Consider the following 19,157-nt stretch of genomic DNA (forward strand, 5'->3'; position numbering starts at 1 on the left):
CGACGTTGCTCCATAGGCTTTATCTCGGCAAATACCGATGTCTTACGCTCCTGCTGTTGCGCCTCTTTGCAGGCAGCTTTGCGGACCTGGTTTTGGCGGTAATAATAGGTATGAACGTGGATTCCCTTGGATTTGCACCAGGCCCTTACTGTCATTCCGCTGGACCGACAGTTATTGATATGATCTGCCCAGATCTTTAAGGTCTCTGCTAGCTTAGCTTCTTGGTTCGTCATCATTGGTCTACCACCCCCGTACTGATTGAGTTCCCTTCAGTCTTCATCGTGGGGCGATTATCTCACGCCGATGATGATGCTACGAGGTACTGCTAGCTTTGACGCTTACGCTGAAAGTTATGGTATATTGAGAAACGAAAAAACATATTGGGAGGTCGCCATGAAAGCCAACGAAGCCAGTTTTCTGCATCTCATAAGGAAATCACCCCAGTTCTCCACCCCCATCTACCAGAGAACCTATTCCTGGACGGACAAAGAGTGCCGACAGCTTTGGGAAGACATAATAAGGACCGGAAATAGGGATGATATTCCGTCCCATTTCGTTGGATCCGTCGTCTACATAACCCAAAATCCAAACGAGACAATCCTATCGCCCTCTTCTTTGCTGGTTATAGACGGACAACAACGGCTAACCACTTTGACTTTACTATTAGCCGCACTGGCAGATTACCTAAATTCTCAACCAGCAGAGAGCAAAGAACCTATAGAGGGATTTTCTCCTAATAAAATAATCTCTTATTATCTGATCAACAAAGAGGAAGAAGGGGAAAAGCGCTATAAACTCATCCTAACCCAAACCGATAAAGAGTCGTTGATAGCACTTCTTTCCGATAAAGAGCTACCTAAAGAACATTCCGTCCGCATAGCGGAAAACTTTGAGCTCCTAAAGAAGCTTATTGCCCAGGAGAAAGGCAAATTAGTAACCCTATGCAAAGGACTGGCTAAGCTTATGGTTGTTGAAGTTGCACTAAATCGAGCCTACGATAACCCACAGCTTATATTTGAGAGCATGAACTCAACCGGCAAAGAGCTAAGCCAGGCCGACTTAATCAGAAACTTCGTACTTATGGGATTGGAAAACAATCTCCAGGCTGACCTTTACGATAAGTACTGGCGTCCCATGGAGATATCCTTCGGCCAAGAGGCTTACACGGAATACTTCGACGATTTTATGCGCCATTATCTGACCCTTACTAACGGAGAAATACCAAGAAAAGGAGAGGTATATGAGGCCTTTAAGGAGTATTCCCGCAGCACAAAAGTAACCAATGGAGGGATAGCGTCTTTAGTGGCGGAAATACGCCGCTACTCCCGCTTTTTCTGTGCTATGGCTTTTGATAAAGAGTCGGACCCAAGCCTGAGAGAAGCTTTTTACGACCTCAAAAACCTAAAAGTCGACGTGGCCTATCCCTTTTTACTGGAACTCTATAACCGCTACGATTTGGGGCTTCTGAGCAAGGAAGATTTTCTAACTCTGGTAAGAACGGTCGAATCCTACGTATTCCGTAGGGTAATCTGCTCTATCCCAACAAACTCTCTCAATAAGACTCTGGCTGATTTTGCTGCACAGGCCAAGTCCTTTGAGGGAGACGGGCTTGTCGATTTTTTGAACGCAAAATTTCACGGGTTAGTGTCCTACAAGAGATTCCCTAACGACGAAGAGTTCAGAAAAGACATTAGCACTATAGACCTTTACAACAGAGTGAGGGCTAGAACTACCTATTGTCTAAGAAAGCTCGAAAATCACAGGAGAAAAGAGAAAGTAAATTTAGAGGAGTATTCTATAGAACATATTATGCCTCAAAATCCCTCCCTCCAGGAGCAATGGAGGTCCGATCTAGGCGAAGATTGGGAGAGGGTACACAACAGCTGGCTTCATACCCTAGGGAATTTGACTCTTACAGGATACAATTCGGAGTACAGCGATAGGCCTTTTGCCGAGAAAAGGGACATGGAGGGAGGTTTTAAGGATAGTCCTCTAAAATTGAACGAAGGACTAGGTAATACGGAAAGGTGGAATGAAGATACTATTATAAGCCGGGGCCAAAGGCTAAGCGATTTAGCTCTTAAGGTTTGGCCCTTTCCTGAGACCTCTATTACTTTCATAGAATCCCCAACGAATGCTGGATCAAAGAACGAAAACTACACCATAGAAAGCTATCCGTACCTTTCTTTCGACGATAATGGAAGTACCTCAAGTACAAGGGAACTTTTTGACTCCATCAGGAAAGAGATTCTCGCCCTAGACCCCTGTGTCACTGAGCATTTTTTGAAGTTATATATAGCATACAAAGCCGACACGAACTTCGTGGACATAGTTCCTCAGAGAAAAGGGTTGCGAATATCCCTAAACATGAGATTTATGGATTTAACCGATAGCAGAGGCATCTGCAAAGACGTGACCAAGGTCGGACGATGGGGCAACGGGGATGTGGAAGTTCTTCTTGCCTCAAAAGATGAAATACCATACGTGATGGGACTGATAAGACAGTCATTTGAAAGCCAAATGGTGAACGAAGTATGAGACAGTACGTAGTTGACGCCTTTACGGACAGGGTTTTCGGAGGTAATCCCGCCGCAGTATGCGTTATGGAGCGGTGGTTATCGGAGCTGGTGGCCTATCAGGCGTCCAGACGATGCGGTGTTCTGTACGGAAGGATAGCAGGCTCCCGGGTAAAACTGGCGGGGAAGGCCGTCCTTTACTCCGAGTCGATAATACACGTGGATTAAGCCTCAACAAAGACAACTTTCCAACTTGACCTCAAGCCAGAGGCAGTCTATCGCACATAAAGAGATTTTTTCTCTTTATATTTGACCATACACCCACTTCAGGGGTATATTAGGTCATATAATGAGCCAATATACCCACAGGAGGCGATAGAATGCTGATTCGTTTTTCAATCGAAAACTGGATGTCTTTCAGAGATAAAGTCGATTTTTCCATGATCGCTAGCAAAGAGCGTCAACATGGAGAAAGGGTACCCAAACTGGATAAGCACAGAACCAGGGCTCTTCCAATTGCCGCTCTATATGGGGGTAACGCATCTGGGAAGACAAATTTTTTTAAAGCACTCAGCTTCGTAAAAACGCTTGTGGTGAACGGAACCAGACCGGACAGCTTGATACCTGTAGATTTTTTTAAGCTTAGCTTAGAGGGGTCTAAACAACCTTCCCGTTTTGAGTTTGAGGTGCTTATAGATGAGACGATATACGATTTCCGTCTTGCCGTAACCCGCAATGCTATTTTAGAGGAAAGCCTTACCGCTATATCCAGCTCAAGCGAAAAGGTGCTTTACAGCCGTAGAGAGGGGGATATAGACCTCGATAAGTCTCTGCCAGACAGGGATTTCTTTCTATTCGCCTTCAAGGGTACCAGGATAAATCAGCTTTTTTTGACCAACTCTGTGGATCAAAATATCGATGCTTTTCGCCCCGTCTATGACTGGTTTAAGGATATTTTACAGCTAATCGCTCCAGATTCTCGTTTTGAACCTTTCGAGCGTTTTTTCGACGATGGACATCCTCTATACAACTCTATGAACGATATGTTGTGTCAACTTGACACAGGCATTCTGCATTTAGGATCGGAGGATGTGCCTCTAGACAACGTTCCTATTCCAGAGAGTTTTAAGATGATGCTAAAAGAGGACGTCAAAGAAGGCATGGCTGTCCGACTACCTACAAAGGAACGACTTGTAATTACCAGAGAGAACGACGAACTGATAGCAAAGAAATTGATCTCCTTTCACTCTAGAGAGGACGGAACATCGGTAAAATTCGATATTCGCCAGGAGTCCGATGGATCTCAACGGGTTATCGATCTATTGCCGGCATTTCTGGAGTTAGCCGCCGATGGATCTAAAAAAGTCTACATTATAGACGAAATTGACCGTAGTCTCCATCCGTTGCTCACAAGGAGGCTAATTGAGTTTTATCTTTCTGCCTGTTCCGACAGATCTAGGTCTCAACTTTTGTTTACAACCCACGATATGCTTCTGATGGACCAAGAATTGTTCCGTCGAGACGAGATGTGGGTGGCAGAAAGAGATCTTCATGGGGCCTCTAGCTTGTTTTCCTTTAGCGATTACAAAGACATTCGTTACGATAAAGACATCCTAAAAAGCTACCTCCAAGGGCGTTTTGGCGGGATTCCAAGGCTTTTGACGAGAGGAAGTTGTTTTTAATGTCTCCTGGGAGACGATCTTTCAATCGACCGACTGGGATAAGGCCACAAAGGAAGTTATTCCTGATCGCCACTGAAGGCGAAAAAATCGAGCCAAAATATTTCTACATGTTTAACACAACCTTGTCTACAGCAAAAATATTATGTCTTAAGGGAGGTCATGCAAGCTCTCCTCCTAAAGTTTTAAAGAGAATGGCAAACTGGCTGAATGAAAACGATCTAAAAATCTTCGACGAGGCTTGGATCGTGGTCGACAAGGATCAGTGGACCGATAGTCAAATAGAAGAGCTTAGTTCATGGGCTAAATCAAAGGAAAATTACGGCTTAGCCTTGAGCAATCCCAAGTTCGAGTATTGGCTATTGCTTCACTTTGAGGATGGTGTCGCGATTCGATCGTCAAGGGACTGCTCTGATCGTCTAAAAAAGCATATCCCTGGATACGATAAAGACATCAACGCTAGTAAGTTCACGAATGAAAGAATCGATCAGGCTATCCTCCGAGCAGAAAAGGGAGATAATCCACCTTCTAGCGGATGGCCCAAAAGACTTGGTAGCACCACGGTTTATAGGCTAGTAAAAAGGATACCTCGACCCTAAATAGTTGACGTCTTTACCGATAGGATTACCGGAGAATCTACTCCGAGTCGATAATACACGTGGAGGGATCACAGCCGTGATAAAGTCATTAAGCCTCAGGAACTTCACCAATTTTGAGAGCATAGACATAGATTTCTCCCCAAAGGTCAACGTTTTCATAGGGGAGAACAGCACCGGAAAGACCCATCTGCTCAAGGCGGCCTATACCCTCTGCCACGGTGCTTCCACCTTCAAAAAAGGGGAGAAGGACATGGCAGAGGATCTCGAGAAGGAGCTCACGAAAAAGCTGCTTCAGGTGTTCATGCCACTGGACGATCACCTCGGCAATATGTACCGGCAGGGATCCAATCCGTGGGGAGCCCTGTCCGCCAAGCTGGGGAAGAAAGGGAGCATCGATTGCAGTTTCTCCGAGGTCTCCCGCTATCTGGAGATCGAGCAAGACCGATACCTAGGAAGCACAGGAGAACCCTCCTTCATCCCCACCAAGGAAGTCTTATCTTTTATGAAGGGCTTTAACAGCCTCTACGAGAAGTACGACCTATCCTTCGATCAGACCTACTACGACCTCTGCCTGACCCTTGATCTGCCCGAGGCTAGACGAGAATACCTCCACGAAAAGGTCCGGTGGGCCATGGGGGAGATTCGAGCCCTGTGCGGCGGCAGCTTCGTGTTTTACGGTGGGGGGAAGGTAACCTTTAAGGTGGAAAGCGGGGAGCACTCGGCCAACGCTATGGCGGAGGGCTTCAGAAAGGCGGGTGTGCTTTACAGGCTCATGGAGACCGGATCGGTGCAGCCAGGGCAGAGTGGGCCTCTGTTCTGGGATGAGCCCGAGGCGAACCTCAACCCCAGATTGATGAGGCTTTTAGTCCAGATTTTACTGGAGCTATCCCGAGAGGGACAGCAGATTATCCTGGCCACCCACGATTACGTCTTCATAAAATGGCTAGATCTGCTCATGGATAAAGAAGCTGGAGACCAGGTTAGATATCACGTCCTGTCCAGAGACGACTGCGAGGAAGTATCTGTTCAGATGGTGGACGATTACGGAGCAATCCCACCTAACGCCATAGCCAACGCCTTCAGCGATATGACAAAAGAGCAGGTCAGGAGAAAGATGGGGACCCTGGGAAAATGATCCTCCGAGAACGGGACATAGAGATCGACTTCACCGACGCCATAGACGGTATGGTCTTCGATCAGATGGACCGCAACCGGCCTAACTACCACAGCATAGGTGAGATGCACCGAGTGGACTTCATAGTTGAGTTTGAGAATGCTATCCTTTTCGTCGAGATAAAGGACCCAGGGAACCCGAGGGCCACGGAAAGGGGCCTAATGAAATTCTATAACGAGCTGGAGAACGGCACATTAAGCTCCACATTCGCCTCGAAGTTCATAGACAGCTTTTTCTATCGCTGGGCGGAGGACAGGCTGTCCAAGACGGTCTACTATATAAACCTGGTGACCTTAGACAGCGAGTTCCTGCCCTATCTGTCCGACGAGATATCCAAAAAGCTGTCCCCATCGGGCAAAAACGCCCCCAGGTGGTGCAGACACCCGGTCCAGAACTGTCAGGTCTTCAACCTCGAGACCTGGAACGAGAACTTCCCCCAATGGCCAGCCAGGAGGATAGAGGGAGAGCTGGACGAGGAGGAGGTATAAAATACGGTACACACCCCAAATTTCAGGAGGCTCTCCACGATGATTCTCGACTACAATACCCTAGAGTCCCTTCGACAGAACCACCCTGCCTGGCGGTTGCTTAGGGCACAGCATGCCCCGCTGGTGGCCAGTTTTCTGAACAGGGTTTTCATAGTACCCAACGTCCGAATTCTCTCCCAAGGGGAGCTGGTTGAGGCCCTGGAGGACGAGCTTTTCTCTCTCAGAGAGGACGGAGACGGCCACTCCTTTCCGGGAACCGCCCTTGGATATTTGAACGATTGGGCCAACAACGACAAGGGCTGGCTCAGGAAGTTCTACCCACCGGGAACCGACGAGCCCCACTTCGACCTAACCCCTGCGACGGAAAAAGCCCTGCTGTGGCTCCAGAGTCTGACCGAGAGGGTCTTTGTGGGAACCGAGTCCCGGCTTCTTACCATGTTCGAGCTCCTTCGCCAGATGAGCGAGGGCAGCCAGATCGACCCGGAGATAAGGATCGCCGAGCTTAAAAAGCGGAGGGACGATATAGATAGGGAGATCTCGACGATAGAGTCCGGCGAAGTTCCTCTTCTGGACGACACGTCTTTGAAGGATCGATTTCAGCAGTTTGTACAGCTTGCCCGAGCCCTTTTGTCCGATTTCAGGGAAGTGGAGCATAACTTCCGAGGCCTTGACCGACGGGTGAGAGAGCGTATCGCCCTGTGGAAAGGCTCTAAGGGAGAGCTGCTGGAGGAGATAATGGGGGAGAGGGACGCCATATCCGACTCAGATCAGGGAAGGAGCTTCAGGGCTTTTTGGGACTTTCTCATGTCCCAGTCCCGTCAGGAGGAGCTTACGGACCTTTTGGATCGAGTCCTAGAGCTTGTCCCAATAAAGGAGATGGACCCGGAGCCAAGACTTAGAAGGGTTCATTACGACTGGCTTGAGGCGGGAGAGCATACCCAGAGGACCGTAGCCAAGCTGTCGGAGCAGCTTCGCCGCTTTCTGGACGATCAGGCATGGCTAGAGAACCGTCGCATCATAGAGATATTGCACTCCCTGGAGTCACAATGCCTTGAGATACGGGAGAACCACCCATCAGGCGATTTCATGGAGATAGACGAAACGTCCCCGACCATAGAGTTGCCTATGGAAAGGCCCCTATACTCCGCCCCGTTTAAGGCGACGATAGATCAGGTTATCCTGGACGAGGGATTTTTCGACGTGGACACCTCCGCTCTATTCTCTCAGTCCATCGTGGATAAAGAGGAGCTTTCCAGCAATATCCGCCGTGAGCTTCAGACCAGGGACCAGGTGAGCCTAGGAGAGGTCATCTCCGCCCATCCACTCAACCAGGGCCTAGCGGAACTTGTGACCTACTTTCACATAGCAGGCGAGTGGCCCCACAGCGTTGTCGACGATAGTAGGCACGAGGAAATAGCCTGGGAATCCCATACCAAAACGGTCCAGGCTACCATACCGATGGTTATTCTTTTGAGGAGCTGATTAAAATATCCGATTCAGACGAACTTTCCTCGGCGGTAATACCACTCCTTAAAGGGGTCGTATACCGGGATGAGAAACCGAGGGTTTGGGAGGACCTACTGAAATTACAGGGGAATATCCGAGACTACGTAGCGGTATTAGGCCTTGAGCTGGCCCTGGACGAGGCGGAGGGATACGCCTTTTTGAGCTCTAAAAAGCAGGAAGAGGACGAGGAAAGAGAGCTACCTCGGCTGGTCGCCAGGCGGCAGCTCTCCTATCCTGTGAGCCTTGTCCTGGCCCTTCTTCGCAAAAAACTGGCCGAGTTCGACGCTGGAGGCGGGGAGACCAGGCTGATAATGTCCAAAGACGACGTGGTGGAGATGATCCGTATCTTTTTCCCCGACGGGAGCGACGACGTTAAGCTGATAGGCCAGGTGGACGCCATACTCAACAAAATCGCCGATCTAGGTTTTATACGCCGAATGGACAAAGGCGAAGGTACCATAGAGGTCCGGCGGATCATAAAGGCCTTTGTGGACGCCCAATGGCTTTCCGACTTCGACAAGCGACTTGAGGGTTACAGAGGTCAGGAGGAGAAAGACGATGAGTGAACCTATAGAGCTTGAGTTTTCCTCCGAAGATGGGCTGGCTGGATTCAGGCTCCACCGATTTGAGGTCCTCAACTGGGGGACCTTCGACGGAAGGGTCTGGAGCCTAAACCTGGACGGCAAAAACTGTCTACTGACGGGGGATATAGGCTCGGGGAAGTCCACCCTTGTGGACGGCATTACCACGTTGCTGGTCCCAAGCCATAAGGTGGCCTACAACAAGGCCGCCGGAGCGGAGAGCAAAGAGAGGACCCTTAAGTCCTACGTCCTCGGCTATTTTAAGTCCGAGCGCAGGGAGTCCCTGGGAAGCGTCAAGGCGGTGTCCTTCAGGGACGAGAAGAGCTACTCGGTCATACTGGGGGTTTTCAGAAACGAGGGCTACGACAAGACGGTCACCCTGGCTCAGGTTTTCTGGACAAAAGATCCCTCCAGCCAGCCCGCCAGGCTTTACGTGGCCTGCGATGGAGAGCTTTCCATCGCAAAGGACTTTTCCGATTTCGGGAAGGATATTTTAGGCCTGAAAAAGAGGCTCCGTTCCCTGAAGGTCGGGGTCTTCGACAGTTTCACCGAATACGGGAACTGGTTCAGGCGAAGCTTCGGCATAAAGGACAGGCAGGCGCTGGACCTGTTTCATCAGACGGTCTCGATGAAATCCGTGGGCAACCTCACCGATTTCGTCAGGGACCACATGATAGAGCCGTTCCCGACGGAGTCAAGGATAGAGAAACTAATCGCCCATTTCGAGGATCTAAACAGGGCCCACGAGGCGGTCCTTAAGGCAAAAAGACAGATAGAGCAGTTAGAGCCCCTCGTGTCCAACTGGGAGAGACACGGCCAGATATCCATGTCAGTCCAGAACCTCAGAAACTGCCGGGAGGCCCTTCATCCATGGATAGCGAGCCAGAGGATAAAGCTTCTCAAGAAACGTATATCCTCCCTGGAGGAGGAGTTCTTAAGACATAAAGGAGCGGTCACGGAGCTAGAGGACCTCAAAAACACCCAGAAAAAGAGGGAAAGGGAGCTAAGGCTCAGCATAGCGGAGAGCGGAGGAGACCGCGTAGAGACCATCGGCGAGGAGATCCGAAGACTTCAGCAGGAGCTGGACCACCGGAAGAGACGGGAATCCAGATACGGTCAGCTTTTGGCGATCCTAGAGGAGGTCCTTCCCTCCAGCGGCGAGGATTTTCTAAAGCAGAGGTCTAATTTAGCCCAGATAAAGAAAAGATGCGAATCCTCCGAGGCCAGGATAAACAACGACCTGAACGAGATAGGGGTTCCGCTTTCCCGCGAGAGGGAGGAGCTCAAGGGACTGACCGCCGAGATAGGCGGCCTAAAGGCCCGTCGGAGCAATATAGACGAGAGACAGGTCTCGATTCGCAGGTCTATATGCAAGGCCCTAAACATCTCCGAGGAGGAGATGCCCTTCGTGGGAGAGCTCATACAGGTGAGGGAGGACCAGAGGGACTGGGAGGGAGCGGCGGAGAGGCTACTTAGAAACTTCGGTCTTTCCCTTTTGGTTCCCGATAGCCACTATCGTCAGGTCGAGGAGTTCGTGGACAGGACCCACCTAAAAGGCCGCCTGGTCTACTTCCACGTCAGAGAGGACGGCAGAAAGGGACAGCCGCAGATCCATCCCGACTCACTGGTGAACAAGCTACAGCTGAAGCCAAACTCGCCCTTTTACGGATGGCTGGACAGAGAGCTGGCCCATCGGTTCAACCTGATCTGCTGCGACAGTGCGGACCGATTCAGAAAAGAGCCGATGGCGGTAACCGCTGCAGGTCAGATTAAAACCCCCGGAGGACGACACGAAAAGGACGATAGGTTTGCCCTCAACGATAAAAGCAGATATGTCCTGGGATGGAGCAACGAAGAGAAGATAGCCGCGTTGGAGGAAAAGGCCCGTGGAAACACCTTACGCATAGCGGAGCTTTCGAGACGGATGGATTCCCTCAACTCCGAGAGATCGGAGCTTATGAATGCCCTCAAGGCCCTTTCAGGACTGGAGGAATACCGGGAATTTGGAGAGATAAACTGGCGACCTCTGAGCCTCTCCATATCGACGCTGGAGGAGGAGAGACGGACGTTGGAGGCCGCATCGGACCGCCTTCAGCTCCTGACCTCCCAGCTTTCGGAGCTTGAGCTGGAGATGGCGAAAACCGAGGAAAAGCTGGACCAAAGGAAGGATCGTCGGTCAAAGACGGAGGAAAAGATATCCAACGCGACAACCCAACTGAGGGAAGCGAGGGAGACCCTCTCCGATACCGATGACGGTTTGACTAAGTATTTCACCTCTCTGGAGGCTTTCCAGGTGGAAGCTACGGGGGATAAGGCCCTCACGGTAGAGACCTGTGAGACCAGAGAGCGGGCTTTGAGAGAGTGGCTTCAGGTCAAAATAGACGGGGAGGACAAAAAAATAGCCCGTCTAGGGGAGAGCATCGTAAAGGCCATGACCGAATACAGAAGGGAATGGCCCCTCGATACGAAGGACGTCGACTCAGACGTGGCCTCAGGCGGTGAGTTTCTCTCCATGCTCAAAGGTCTCAGGTCCGACGATCTACCTAGGTTCGAGGGACGGTTCAAGGAGCTTCTCAACGAGAACACTATCAGGGAGATAGCCAATTTCCAATCCCAGCTCAACCGGGAGAGGGAGACCATCAGGGAGAGAATAGATCAGATCAACAGATCGCTTACCCAGATAGACTACAACCCCGACAGATACATAAGGATAGAGGCTCAGCTGAGCCACGACGTCGACGTCAGGGATTTTCAGGCGGAGCTCAGGGCCTGCACCGAGGGAACCCTCACTGGATCGGAGGAAAACCAATACTCCGACGGCAAATTCCTCCAGGTCAAGCGAATCATAGAGAGGTTTAAGGGCAGGGAGAACTTCTCCGACCTGGACAGACGTTGGACCGCAAAAGTGACCGACGTCCGTAACTGGTTTGTGTTCGCCGCAAGCGAGAGGTGGAGACAGGACGACAGCGAGCACGAGCACTACGCCGACTCAGGGGGCAAATCGGGGGGGCAGAAGGAAAAGCTGGCCTACACCGTCCTGGCGGCAAGCCTTGCCTACCGTTTTGGCCTTGAGTGGGGAGCGGTCCGGTCCAAGTCTTTCCGCTTCGTTGTTATCGACGAAGCCTTCGGAAGGGGGTCCGACGAGTCGGCCCAGTACGGTCTACAGCTTTTCGAGAAACTGAACCTCCAGCTTTTGGTGGTCACGCCGATGCAGAAAATCCACATCATAGAGCCTTTCGTCTCCAACGTCGGATTCGTCCAGTCCGGCGAAGACCAGCGGTCGGTGCTGCTGAACATGACCATCCAGGAATACAGAGGCCAAAAGGAAGGGACATTGTCTTGAATTGGACTACGCCGGATCACCTGAGAAAACAGGTCCAAAAGCTGTGGGAAAAAGGTGCAATTCTTAGATCGATGGCAACAGAAGAGCCTCTATTTCCCCTAAAACTGGCTTTTAAAAAACCTACATCCCGAGAGCTAAGCGACGATTTCGACGACGTAAGGAAGTGGATCTCCCTCCTCGTCGAAAAGCAGGGAGCCTATAGGATAGAGTGGAAAACCGTGGAGCACAGGATCCTTGGCTGCAACTCTATTCCGTGGGAGATATGGATCGACAGCCTTGAGGACGGTCTTAGGATGATAGGCAAGGGGAAAGAGGCCAAAAGCTTCGCATCCCTTTTGGCCCTGACCAACGATAGAGATCCCTCTATCCTGCCATGGCTGGCCAGGAAGCCCCTCCAGGGGTTAGATCTGTGTGAGCATTGGACCGCTATCCTTGACGTTGTGGCCTGGCTTAAGGATAATCCCAAGCCGTCCATATACCTCAGACAGATAGACCTGCCGGGAATACACAGCAAGTTTATAGAGGCACACCGATTGGACCTAGGGGAGATCCTGGACCTGGCCCTGCCGGAGGAATCTATAGACAGACGATATACCGGTAAAAAAGGCTTCTGCGGTCGCTATGGTTTCAAGGAGAAGCCCCTCAGGGTTCGTTTCAGGATTTTAGACCAACAGCTGAGCCTTCCCTACGGAGGAGAGGACCAGGATATAACCGTCACGGAAAAAGCCTTCGCCTCTTTAAATTCGGACGTGACAAGGGTTTTCGTCGTTGAGAACGAGATAAACTTTCTGGCCTTCCCCCAGTTTCCCGGTGCCATGGTCATATTCGGCTCGGGATATGGGTTTGAAAATCTCTCTCAGGCCCACTGGCTCAAAAACAGGGAGGTCCACTACTGGGGCGATCTGGACACCCACGGTTTCGCCATTCTAAACCAGTTTAGGTCCGTCGTCCCCGACTGCCGTTCCCTCTTGATGGACGAAAAGACTCTGCTGGAACACCGAGATCTTTGGGGAGAGGAAATCACCCCCGAGAGGGGAGAGCTCTCCATGCTGACCGACGAGGAGCAAAGCCTATACCGCCGGCTCAACAGCGACCTCTGGGGAAAATCCATAAGGTTGGAGCAGGAGCGGATAGGGTTTAACCATCTGCGAGAGGCACTAGATCGGCTAAAGCAAAAAAAGAGCATCCAACACCGCCAATATTTTGACTAATCACCTTTCTAGAGGTATAATGACTAACCAGAAAATATCTCCGAGGGGGGAATAGCCTTGAAATATATCAAGAAGCTTGGTTTGTCGTTTTTGTTGGTCTGTATAGTAGCTGGGAGCGTCTTCGCGGTGGGGGTGGACGATATCCGCTTCATGACCGAGGAATTCCCGCCCTACAACATGAAGGACGAAGATGGAGTAGCTTCGGGCATAGCGGTAGACGTCCTGGCGGAGATGTTAAAGAGGGTCGGGTCCTCTAAGACCGCCAAGGATGTAGAGGTCCTCCCATGGGCTAGGGGATACAACGAGGTTCAGTCGACCCCTAACACCTGTCTTTTCAGCATGACCTACACCGAGGAGAGAAAACCCATGTTCAACTGGGTCGGGCCAATATCAGCGTCCAGAATCGCAGTCATAGCCCTGAAGAGCAAGGGCATAAAGGTGGCCTCCGATGCGGATTTGGTGGGGCTCTCTGCCGGGGTCGTCAAGGACGATGTCGCCGATTCTCTGGCACAGAAGGCAGGAATGACCAAGATCGAGGGAATAGCCAACAATCTACTGAACATCAAAAAGCTCAACTCCGACAGGATAGACGTTTTGATCTACGAGGAGAGCGTGGCCAACTGGCAGCTTAAGGATATGAACCTAAACCCCGGAGACTACGAGACGGTCTACGTCCTGAGCGAGAGCCACCTTTACTACGCCTTCCACAAAGACACCGATCAGGCCCTGATAGACCAGCTTCAGAAGGTCCTGGACGATATGAAGACCGATGGAACGTACCAGGCCATAGTGGATAAATACCTCAAATAGGGCGAAAAAATGAACGGGAACACCTCGGCAAATAGAGGTGTTCCCGTTCATTTATACAGAGGGAGCCGATGCCACCTGGGGCTCTTCTATCGGTAGCTCCTCCTCCCTGGCGAAGGGCAGCAGAGCCCCAGCTAAGGCGGTCAGAGGAGCGACGGTTATCAGGCCGAAGCTTCCGACCATGGTGTGAAGTATCTCTGCTGCAACGTAGTTTAGGTTCAATATGTTCGCCATGGGAATCCCTCTGGCCATGAAGGTCATCATCATGGTCATGTAGCCTCCCGAGTAGGCCAGAAGCAGGGTTGTCGTCATGGTCCCTATGACCGCCCTTGCTACCTTTAGGCCGGAGCGAAATAGCTGCCACCTTCCGATGTCGGGCCTATGGGACTTTATCTCCTCTATGGACGCAGATATGTCCATAGCAATGTCCATCACAGCACCGGAGGAGGCTATGAATATCCCCGCTAGAAATATCCTGGTCAGGTCCAGATGGGGGAATCCCGAGTAGAGCAGGGTCTCGGAAAAAGGCCTGACCGCCCCGTGGACCGAAAAGGGGCCGGAGAAGAGCAGGGCGAGGACGCAGGTCAAGGCAAGGCCGGCCATGGATCCCAGCCACGCGACGAAGCCCCTTCTGGTGAACCCTGCGACCAAAAAAACTATGGCGAATGTCATGGCTGAAACCGACAGCAACGCCACCGGTATGGGATCCATCCCCTTGAGGAAAAGGGGTATCATGACCTTCCATATAGTCAGTGCGGAGAAGACGAAGGAGACCATGGCCTTTATTCCGGTGGCCCCTCCCACGACAGACAGGGCTACGGCGAACAGGGCGAGGAGGGCGAGCTGTATCCCAAGTCTGTTGTGCCCCGACATATTGACCCTGACCGGCTGTCCGTCCTTAACCGACACGTCCAGCAACACGCTTTCGCCGGGAGAGTAAAAGCTGTCCAGCTCCAACTTTCCCGACAATAGGTTGGAAGCCTCAAGGGTCTTCCCCTCGAACTGCCCTTTCTCGGCAAGGACGTACACCACCTGGATCCCGGTCCTGATTATTCCCGAACGAACCACCATAGAGTCGTCGGTGGAGACGACGTTACCTTTGACCATCGTGGATCCCTTCCCAAGCCGATCCTCAAACCCGGTTGGCAAATTCCAAAGCAGGACACAGAGCAACCCTACGATAACGGTGAACAGAACGTCCTGTCTTGACGTTCCCTCCATAAACCACCTGCTGAACATCTATAACCTCTCCTTTTGGACGATATATATTATTAAATCCCGAGGAGGGCTTTAAAGCTCTCCTCGGGATCTCGGATTAAGCTACTGAGAGCTTACAGTCCCATCGCTGACGCCATCTTGTGATAGATATCGGTGTTGTCGTAGTATCCGTTAAAGGAATCCTGGGCGACCCCTGCGGCACTCACAGGAACCGGAACCCCGGTGTGGGCGTAGCTGGTCCAGGAGATGCCCGCCTGACGGTTGAGAAGATGGGTCAGGGCCATGGAGAAGGGCTCATATCCACCGTAGAGCAAAAAGGATTCCTGATCCTTGCTCCTATCGTCTTTACCCTTCATGCTCTCGGAGAAGGCCCTCTTTAACTCGGCCACGTCGGACTGAGAAAGCTCCTCCATCTTGAGGCCAAAGGCCGACTCCACCTGAGGGAAGAACTCCTCCATGGAGCCCTTGCCGTCGGTGCTTTTTCTGTAGGAGGATATTAGCAGGTCGAAATCCTCGTAAGAGACCGTCTGTCCGTCCAGTTTCTGGAAGAACGTGTCGTACTTGGTCCCGGCAAAGCCGATGGACAATCCACCTGTCTCGTGGTCGCCTGTTACGACAACAAGCGTCTCATCGGGATGGGCATTGTAGAAATCCAAAGCCACCTGCACCGCTTGGTCGAAGGCTATGGTGTCCCTTATAGAGGAGACCGCGTCGTTGGCGTGGCAGGCCCAGTCGATTTTGCCTCCCTCGACCATCATGAAGAAGCCGTCGGGGTTATCGAGAAGCTCGACCCCTTTAGCGGTAAACTCCGCAAGGGAGATTGAATCGTCTCTCCTGTCTATCTCGTAGGGGAGGGATTTGCCGCCTTTGAGGACCGGGTTCACCGCCACGACCTTGCCGTCGGCAGGAGAGAGCTTCCTGAATCCCTCCATGTCCTCCACAAAGGTGTAACCTGCTCCCTTTATTATCTCCACCACATCGGGCTGATCGCCCTTTTTGCCCTTGGGCTTGTTGAAGCCGCCTCCGGCGAAGTACTCAAAACCGCTCTCAGGAAGCTGTAAAGCCAGCTCGTAGTAATCCTTTCTGCTGGGCCTATGGGCGTAAAAAGAAGCAGGGGTGGCGTGCTCTATGGACACCGAGGAGACTATGCCCACCTTCATACCCTTTTTGTGGGCCTTCTGGGCGATGGTCTCGTAGGAGACGGTCCCGGTGGGATCCATGGCGATAACCCCAGAGGCGGTCTTATTTCCCGTGGCAAGGGCGGTCCCTGCCGCTGCCGAGTCGGTTATTATAGAGTGGGTCGAGTAGGTCGTGGACATCCCCTGAATGGGCATCGTGCTCATCGCCAGTTTCACGATGCCCATTCAGGGGATGTCCAGCCTTGCTGGCCAGGTATATCTCCGCCGCGTTTCTCTGGGTAAGGGACATTCCGTCACCTACCATAAAGAAGACGTACTTAGCCGTCTGTGCCGATGCCCCCGCCGCCAACATAATCACTAGAACAAAAGCCGCCATGAACCTCGTCGCCGATCTTGTAGATCTGGATAAATTCACCTGAGATCACCTCAAAGTAAGGATTTGCCCCCTCAACGGGACACCCGTATTCTGGACCATGTAGGTAACGGAGGGGTTTAGACTAGGTAGCTACTCCGTAAAATCCTGTAAAAGGGGAAAAAGCCTAGTTCCAGAGGCATCCTGAGTTTAGGCGATCTATGATAAGATCTTTTTTGTTTCCTATACTGCATAGTATATCTAATCTCAGGCACACAGTAGCAATTATCGTCAACAACCTTAAAAGGAGGTCATAATTTCATGTTTTTTCGCACTATCACGAGAGGCTTTTATATTTCATTAATAACCTTGCTATGGGTTTCTTCCTCCTATGCGACCTCTTTGGACATATCCGTCCCCGAGGGGGATCAGCTATCCCGGATGCTTTACGAGGTGGAGATAGCAGGAAAATCGGCGGAGCGAGAGATAGGAAAATTACCTAGCCTGATCAACGAAGAGAGGCTAAAGATAGCGGAAGAGATGGATCTATGGGCGGAGTCGGAGCTAAAGGCCCTGGTCGAGGACCATCATCGTAAGGTCTGGCAGGCTCTGGAGGACACCCATCTTCCCGACGATCTGAGCACCATGGCGGTGTGGTGGGAGCAGCTGAAGGCGGGGGTTATGGCGAAGGAGGACCTTGAGCAAACGGTCCAGGTGTTTCTGAGCAGAGCTGACCGTAGGGTAGCACAGGTCTCCGAGCCATTTCAGGCAAATATGTTAAGGAGCCTGGAAAACCGCTCCCAGGCTCTATTGCTTCAGTCCATGGAGGAGATCCGTCGCCCATTCCTGGAGGTAATAAGGACCAACCTACCCATATACAATCATATTCCCCTTCCACCGGTATCTGGATCGGTTGTCTCCAAGATGGTCGCGGAAAAAAGAGGAGATCTAGGCAGATTGTCCTCCGCTGCTGTGTTAGGCCTAGGAGCGATCCTCGCCCTGATGGGCAGCAGGATCATGAAAAAACTGATGGCCAAGGTCATGGTCAAAGTTGGAGGAAAGGTAGTCAGTAAAGTCGTCCCCATAATCGGGTGGATCCTTCTGGCCCTCGAGGGATTTCAGATGGCCCAGGCCAAGGCGACCTTGGAGGAAGAGCTGAGAAAGGCCTTCTTCCTGGAGTACAAATCCTCCGTGACAGTGCAGTCCATATGGTTCGACAGCCCTGACGGAAACTCACCCTCCCTCAGGCAGGAGATGAATCGCAACGTAGAGTCTATGCTGTCCGACTGGCAGAGAATCTGTCACAACGAGGCGACGAATATGATTCAGAGCGCTCAGGTTCTGGCGTCGTCGGAAAAATTCAGGGAAAACGTCTCCAGAGAGCTGGACAAGGGCACAAATTTCCAGGCCCTGTCGGACAGGATGAAAATCCTCTGGGAGGTATTCGGCACCCTGGTGGCGGATCAGTCGATGGAGTTCTTCGAGGCGGCCCTGCTGGAAGCTCCGGACAGAGGGGAGTTAAGGACCTTGGCCAGGTCAAAGGGAGCCAAGTTCGTCTACCTGTACGGAAAGTACGGCAAAGACTATCTGGAGGCGGTCCACAAGATCGGACTGGAGAACTACCTTTCCGCCGACTGGAGCTCCACCGACCTTGACTGGGTTCTGTTAAACCGTAGACTTAGCTATCTCCCCGATCTAAAAGGCAACAGGACCGCCGCAAAGGGACTGTGGATACTGGTGTCAAACGACGCCCCTGTGGAGGGATTTTCTCCGGCCTCTCTGAGCAGAATAGCCGCTAAGGAGGATCTCTTTTTGATGCTCTGGCGAATCCTTGCCCCTGACGTCCAAAAGGTGGAGTCTTTTTTCAGGAACGATGGAGTGATGGAAAAAGTCCGTTTCTCCATGGATAAATATCCGTCGGTGGCCCCAGAGTTCATCCTAAGTCTGGGCGTAGAGTTCTGGTCAACATGGAGCGATCGCGATATAGGATCTTTGCTGGAGATAGGGGAGTATCGGCTCAAGTCCGGGCTCTCAGGGAAAGACATAGTGGTATCCCTGGAGGACCGGGCAAGTTTGATAGAGGTCTATCAAAAGGCTGGAGAAGACGGCCTTGAGCTGTGGCACATCTACGTTGTCAAAGGTTCGGGAGAGATAGGCCGGTCGGAGGCCCTAAACGGAGTGGCGCTGCTGGCTAAAGGCTATCCTTTGAAGGACCTAAAGGAAAAGGACGGGCTTCACTTCGCCCTTTGGTGTGAGAGAATACCCTTTATAGGGAGATACGTTTTCCTCATGCTAAAAGGGCTGGGTTGGATACCTCGCTTCATAATACTGCTTGGACTTCCTATAGGGATAGGTCTTTACCTGTGGAACAGGATACGCTACCTTAAAAGGCCACCAGCGGTGAAGGTGGTAGAGGTTGAAAAGAAAGAAAAATAGGTACAGGTAGTGCTGTGGATAGTTTTTTCTCCACAGCACTCTTTAGAGCACCTCTAGAAACTCTAATCCTCGGAGAGATCGTTCCGACGGAGCCCAGAGCCCGTATAC

Annotated in this window: 16 protein-coding genes; 13 read left to right on the forward strand and 3 right to left on the reverse strand. The window is 51.5% G+C overall.

Annotated elements, in window-relative coordinates:
- The coding region (tnpA, locus tag B9Y55_RS08170) for an IS66 family insertion sequence element accessory protein TnpA (protein ID WP_407641445.1) at positions 1-236 on the reverse strand (236 nt) is incomplete at its 3' end.
- A 157-nt stretch (positions 237-393) separates the two neighbouring features.
- On the opposite strand from tnpA, the gene B9Y55_RS08175 reads away from it, so the two are divergent.
- From B9Y55_RS08175 to B9Y55_RS08225, 11 genes are all read left to right on the forward strand, one after another.
- Entirely contained in the window at positions 394-2,538 is a 2,145-nt protein-coding gene (locus B9Y55_RS08175) for a GmrSD restriction endonuclease domain-containing protein (RefSeq protein ID WP_085544868.1), read from the forward strand.
- On the forward strand, positions 2,535-2,744 hold the full coding sequence (locus tag B9Y55_RS08180) for a PhzF family phenazine biosynthesis protein (protein WP_085544869.1): 210 nt from the start codon (positions 2,535-2,537) through the stop codon (positions 2,742-2,744). The genes B9Y55_RS08175 and B9Y55_RS08180 overlap by 4 nt, the downstream gene beginning before the upstream one ends.
- 152 nt (positions 2,745-2,896) lie before the next feature.
- The gene (locus B9Y55_RS08185) at positions 2,897-4,198 is read left to right on the forward strand and encodes an AAA family ATPase (protein ID WP_085544870.1); all 1,302 of its coding nucleotides are present in this window, start codon (positions 2,897-2,899) and stop codon (positions 4,196-4,198) included.
- On the forward strand, positions 4,198-4,794 hold the full coding sequence (locus B9Y55_RS08190) for an RloB family protein (protein WP_085544871.1): 597 nt from the start codon (positions 4,198-4,200) through the stop codon (positions 4,792-4,794). Before B9Y55_RS08185 ends, B9Y55_RS08190 begins: the two co-directional genes overlap by 1 nt.
- 76 nt (positions 4,795-4,870) lie before the next feature.
- Positions 4,871-5,929, forward strand: coding sequence for an AAA family ATPase (locus B9Y55_RS08195; protein WP_085544872.1), 1,059 nt, complete (start codon positions 4,871-4,873; stop codon positions 5,927-5,929).
- Complete coding sequence (locus B9Y55_RS08200; protein WP_085544873.1) at positions 5,926-6,456, forward strand: hypothetical protein; 531 nt, start codon at positions 5,926-5,928, stop codon at positions 6,454-6,456. Before B9Y55_RS08195 ends, B9Y55_RS08200 begins: the two co-directional genes overlap by 4 nt.
- Positions 6,457-6,495: 39 nt before the next feature.
- Positions 6,496-7,938, forward strand: coding sequence for a DUF3375 domain-containing protein (locus B9Y55_RS08205; RefSeq protein WP_085544874.1), 1,443 nt, complete (start codon positions 6,496-6,498; stop codon positions 7,936-7,938).
- Between the two features lie 38 nt (positions 7,939-7,976).
- Complete coding sequence (locus B9Y55_RS08210) at positions 7,977-8,528, forward strand: DUF4194 domain-containing protein (RefSeq protein ID WP_268753293.1); 552 nt, start codon at positions 7,977-7,979, stop codon at positions 8,526-8,528.
- Positions 8,521-11,886 carry an ATP-binding protein gene (locus B9Y55_RS08215; RefSeq protein WP_085544876.1) on the forward strand — a complete coding sequence of 1,122 codons (3,366 nt, stop codon included), beginning with the start codon at positions 8,521-8,523 and terminating at the stop codon, positions 11,884-11,886. The genes B9Y55_RS08210 and B9Y55_RS08215 overlap by 8 nt, the downstream gene beginning before the upstream one ends.
- A complete protein-coding gene (locus B9Y55_RS08220; protein WP_085544877.1) occupies positions 11,883-13,097 on the forward strand; it encodes a Wadjet anti-phage system protein JetD domain-containing protein in 1,215 nt (404 codons plus the stop codon). The genes B9Y55_RS08215 and B9Y55_RS08220 overlap by 4 nt, the downstream gene beginning before the upstream one ends.
- 57 nt (positions 13,098-13,154) lie before the next feature.
- Positions 13,155-13,907, forward strand: a complete 753-nt coding sequence (locus tag B9Y55_RS08225; protein WP_085544878.1) for a substrate-binding periplasmic protein — start codon at positions 13,155-13,157, stop codon at positions 13,905-13,907.
- A 51-nt stretch (positions 13,908-13,958) separates the two neighbouring features.
- Here B9Y55_RS08225 and B9Y55_RS08230 read toward each other — a convergent pair whose 3' ends face one another.
- Together B9Y55_RS08230 and B9Y55_RS08235 are read right to left on the reverse strand one after the other, a co-directional pair.
- On the reverse strand, positions 13,959-15,143 hold the full coding sequence (locus tag B9Y55_RS08230; protein ID WP_085544879.1) for a YibE/F family protein: 1,185 nt from the start codon (positions 15,141-15,143) through the stop codon (positions 13,959-13,961).
- Positions 15,144-15,235: 92 nt separating this feature from the next.
- Positions 15,236-16,486: an alkaline phosphatase gene (locus B9Y55_RS08235; protein WP_200806652.1), complete on the reverse strand. Its 1,251-nt coding sequence runs from the start codon at positions 16,484-16,486 to the stop codon at positions 15,236-15,238.
- A gap of 17 nt (positions 16,487-16,503) precedes the next feature.
- On the opposite strand from B9Y55_RS08235, the gene B9Y55_RS13375 reads away from it, so the two are divergent.
- On the forward strand, positions 16,504-16,680 hold the full coding sequence (locus B9Y55_RS13375; protein ID WP_200806653.1) for a hypothetical protein: 177 nt from the start codon (positions 16,504-16,506) through the stop codon (positions 16,678-16,680).
- Positions 16,681-16,934: 254 nt separating this feature from the next.
- Entirely contained in the window at positions 16,935-19,049 is a 2,115-nt protein-coding gene (locus B9Y55_RS08240) for a hypothetical protein (RefSeq protein WP_085544880.1), read from the forward strand.
- Positions 19,050-19,157 lie beyond the last annotated feature (108 nt).

Source organism: Dethiosulfovibrio salsuginis (assembly GCF_900177735.1).
Lineage (GTDB): Bacteria > Synergistota > Synergistia > Synergistales > Dethiosulfovibrionaceae > Dethiosulfovibrio > Dethiosulfovibrio salsuginis.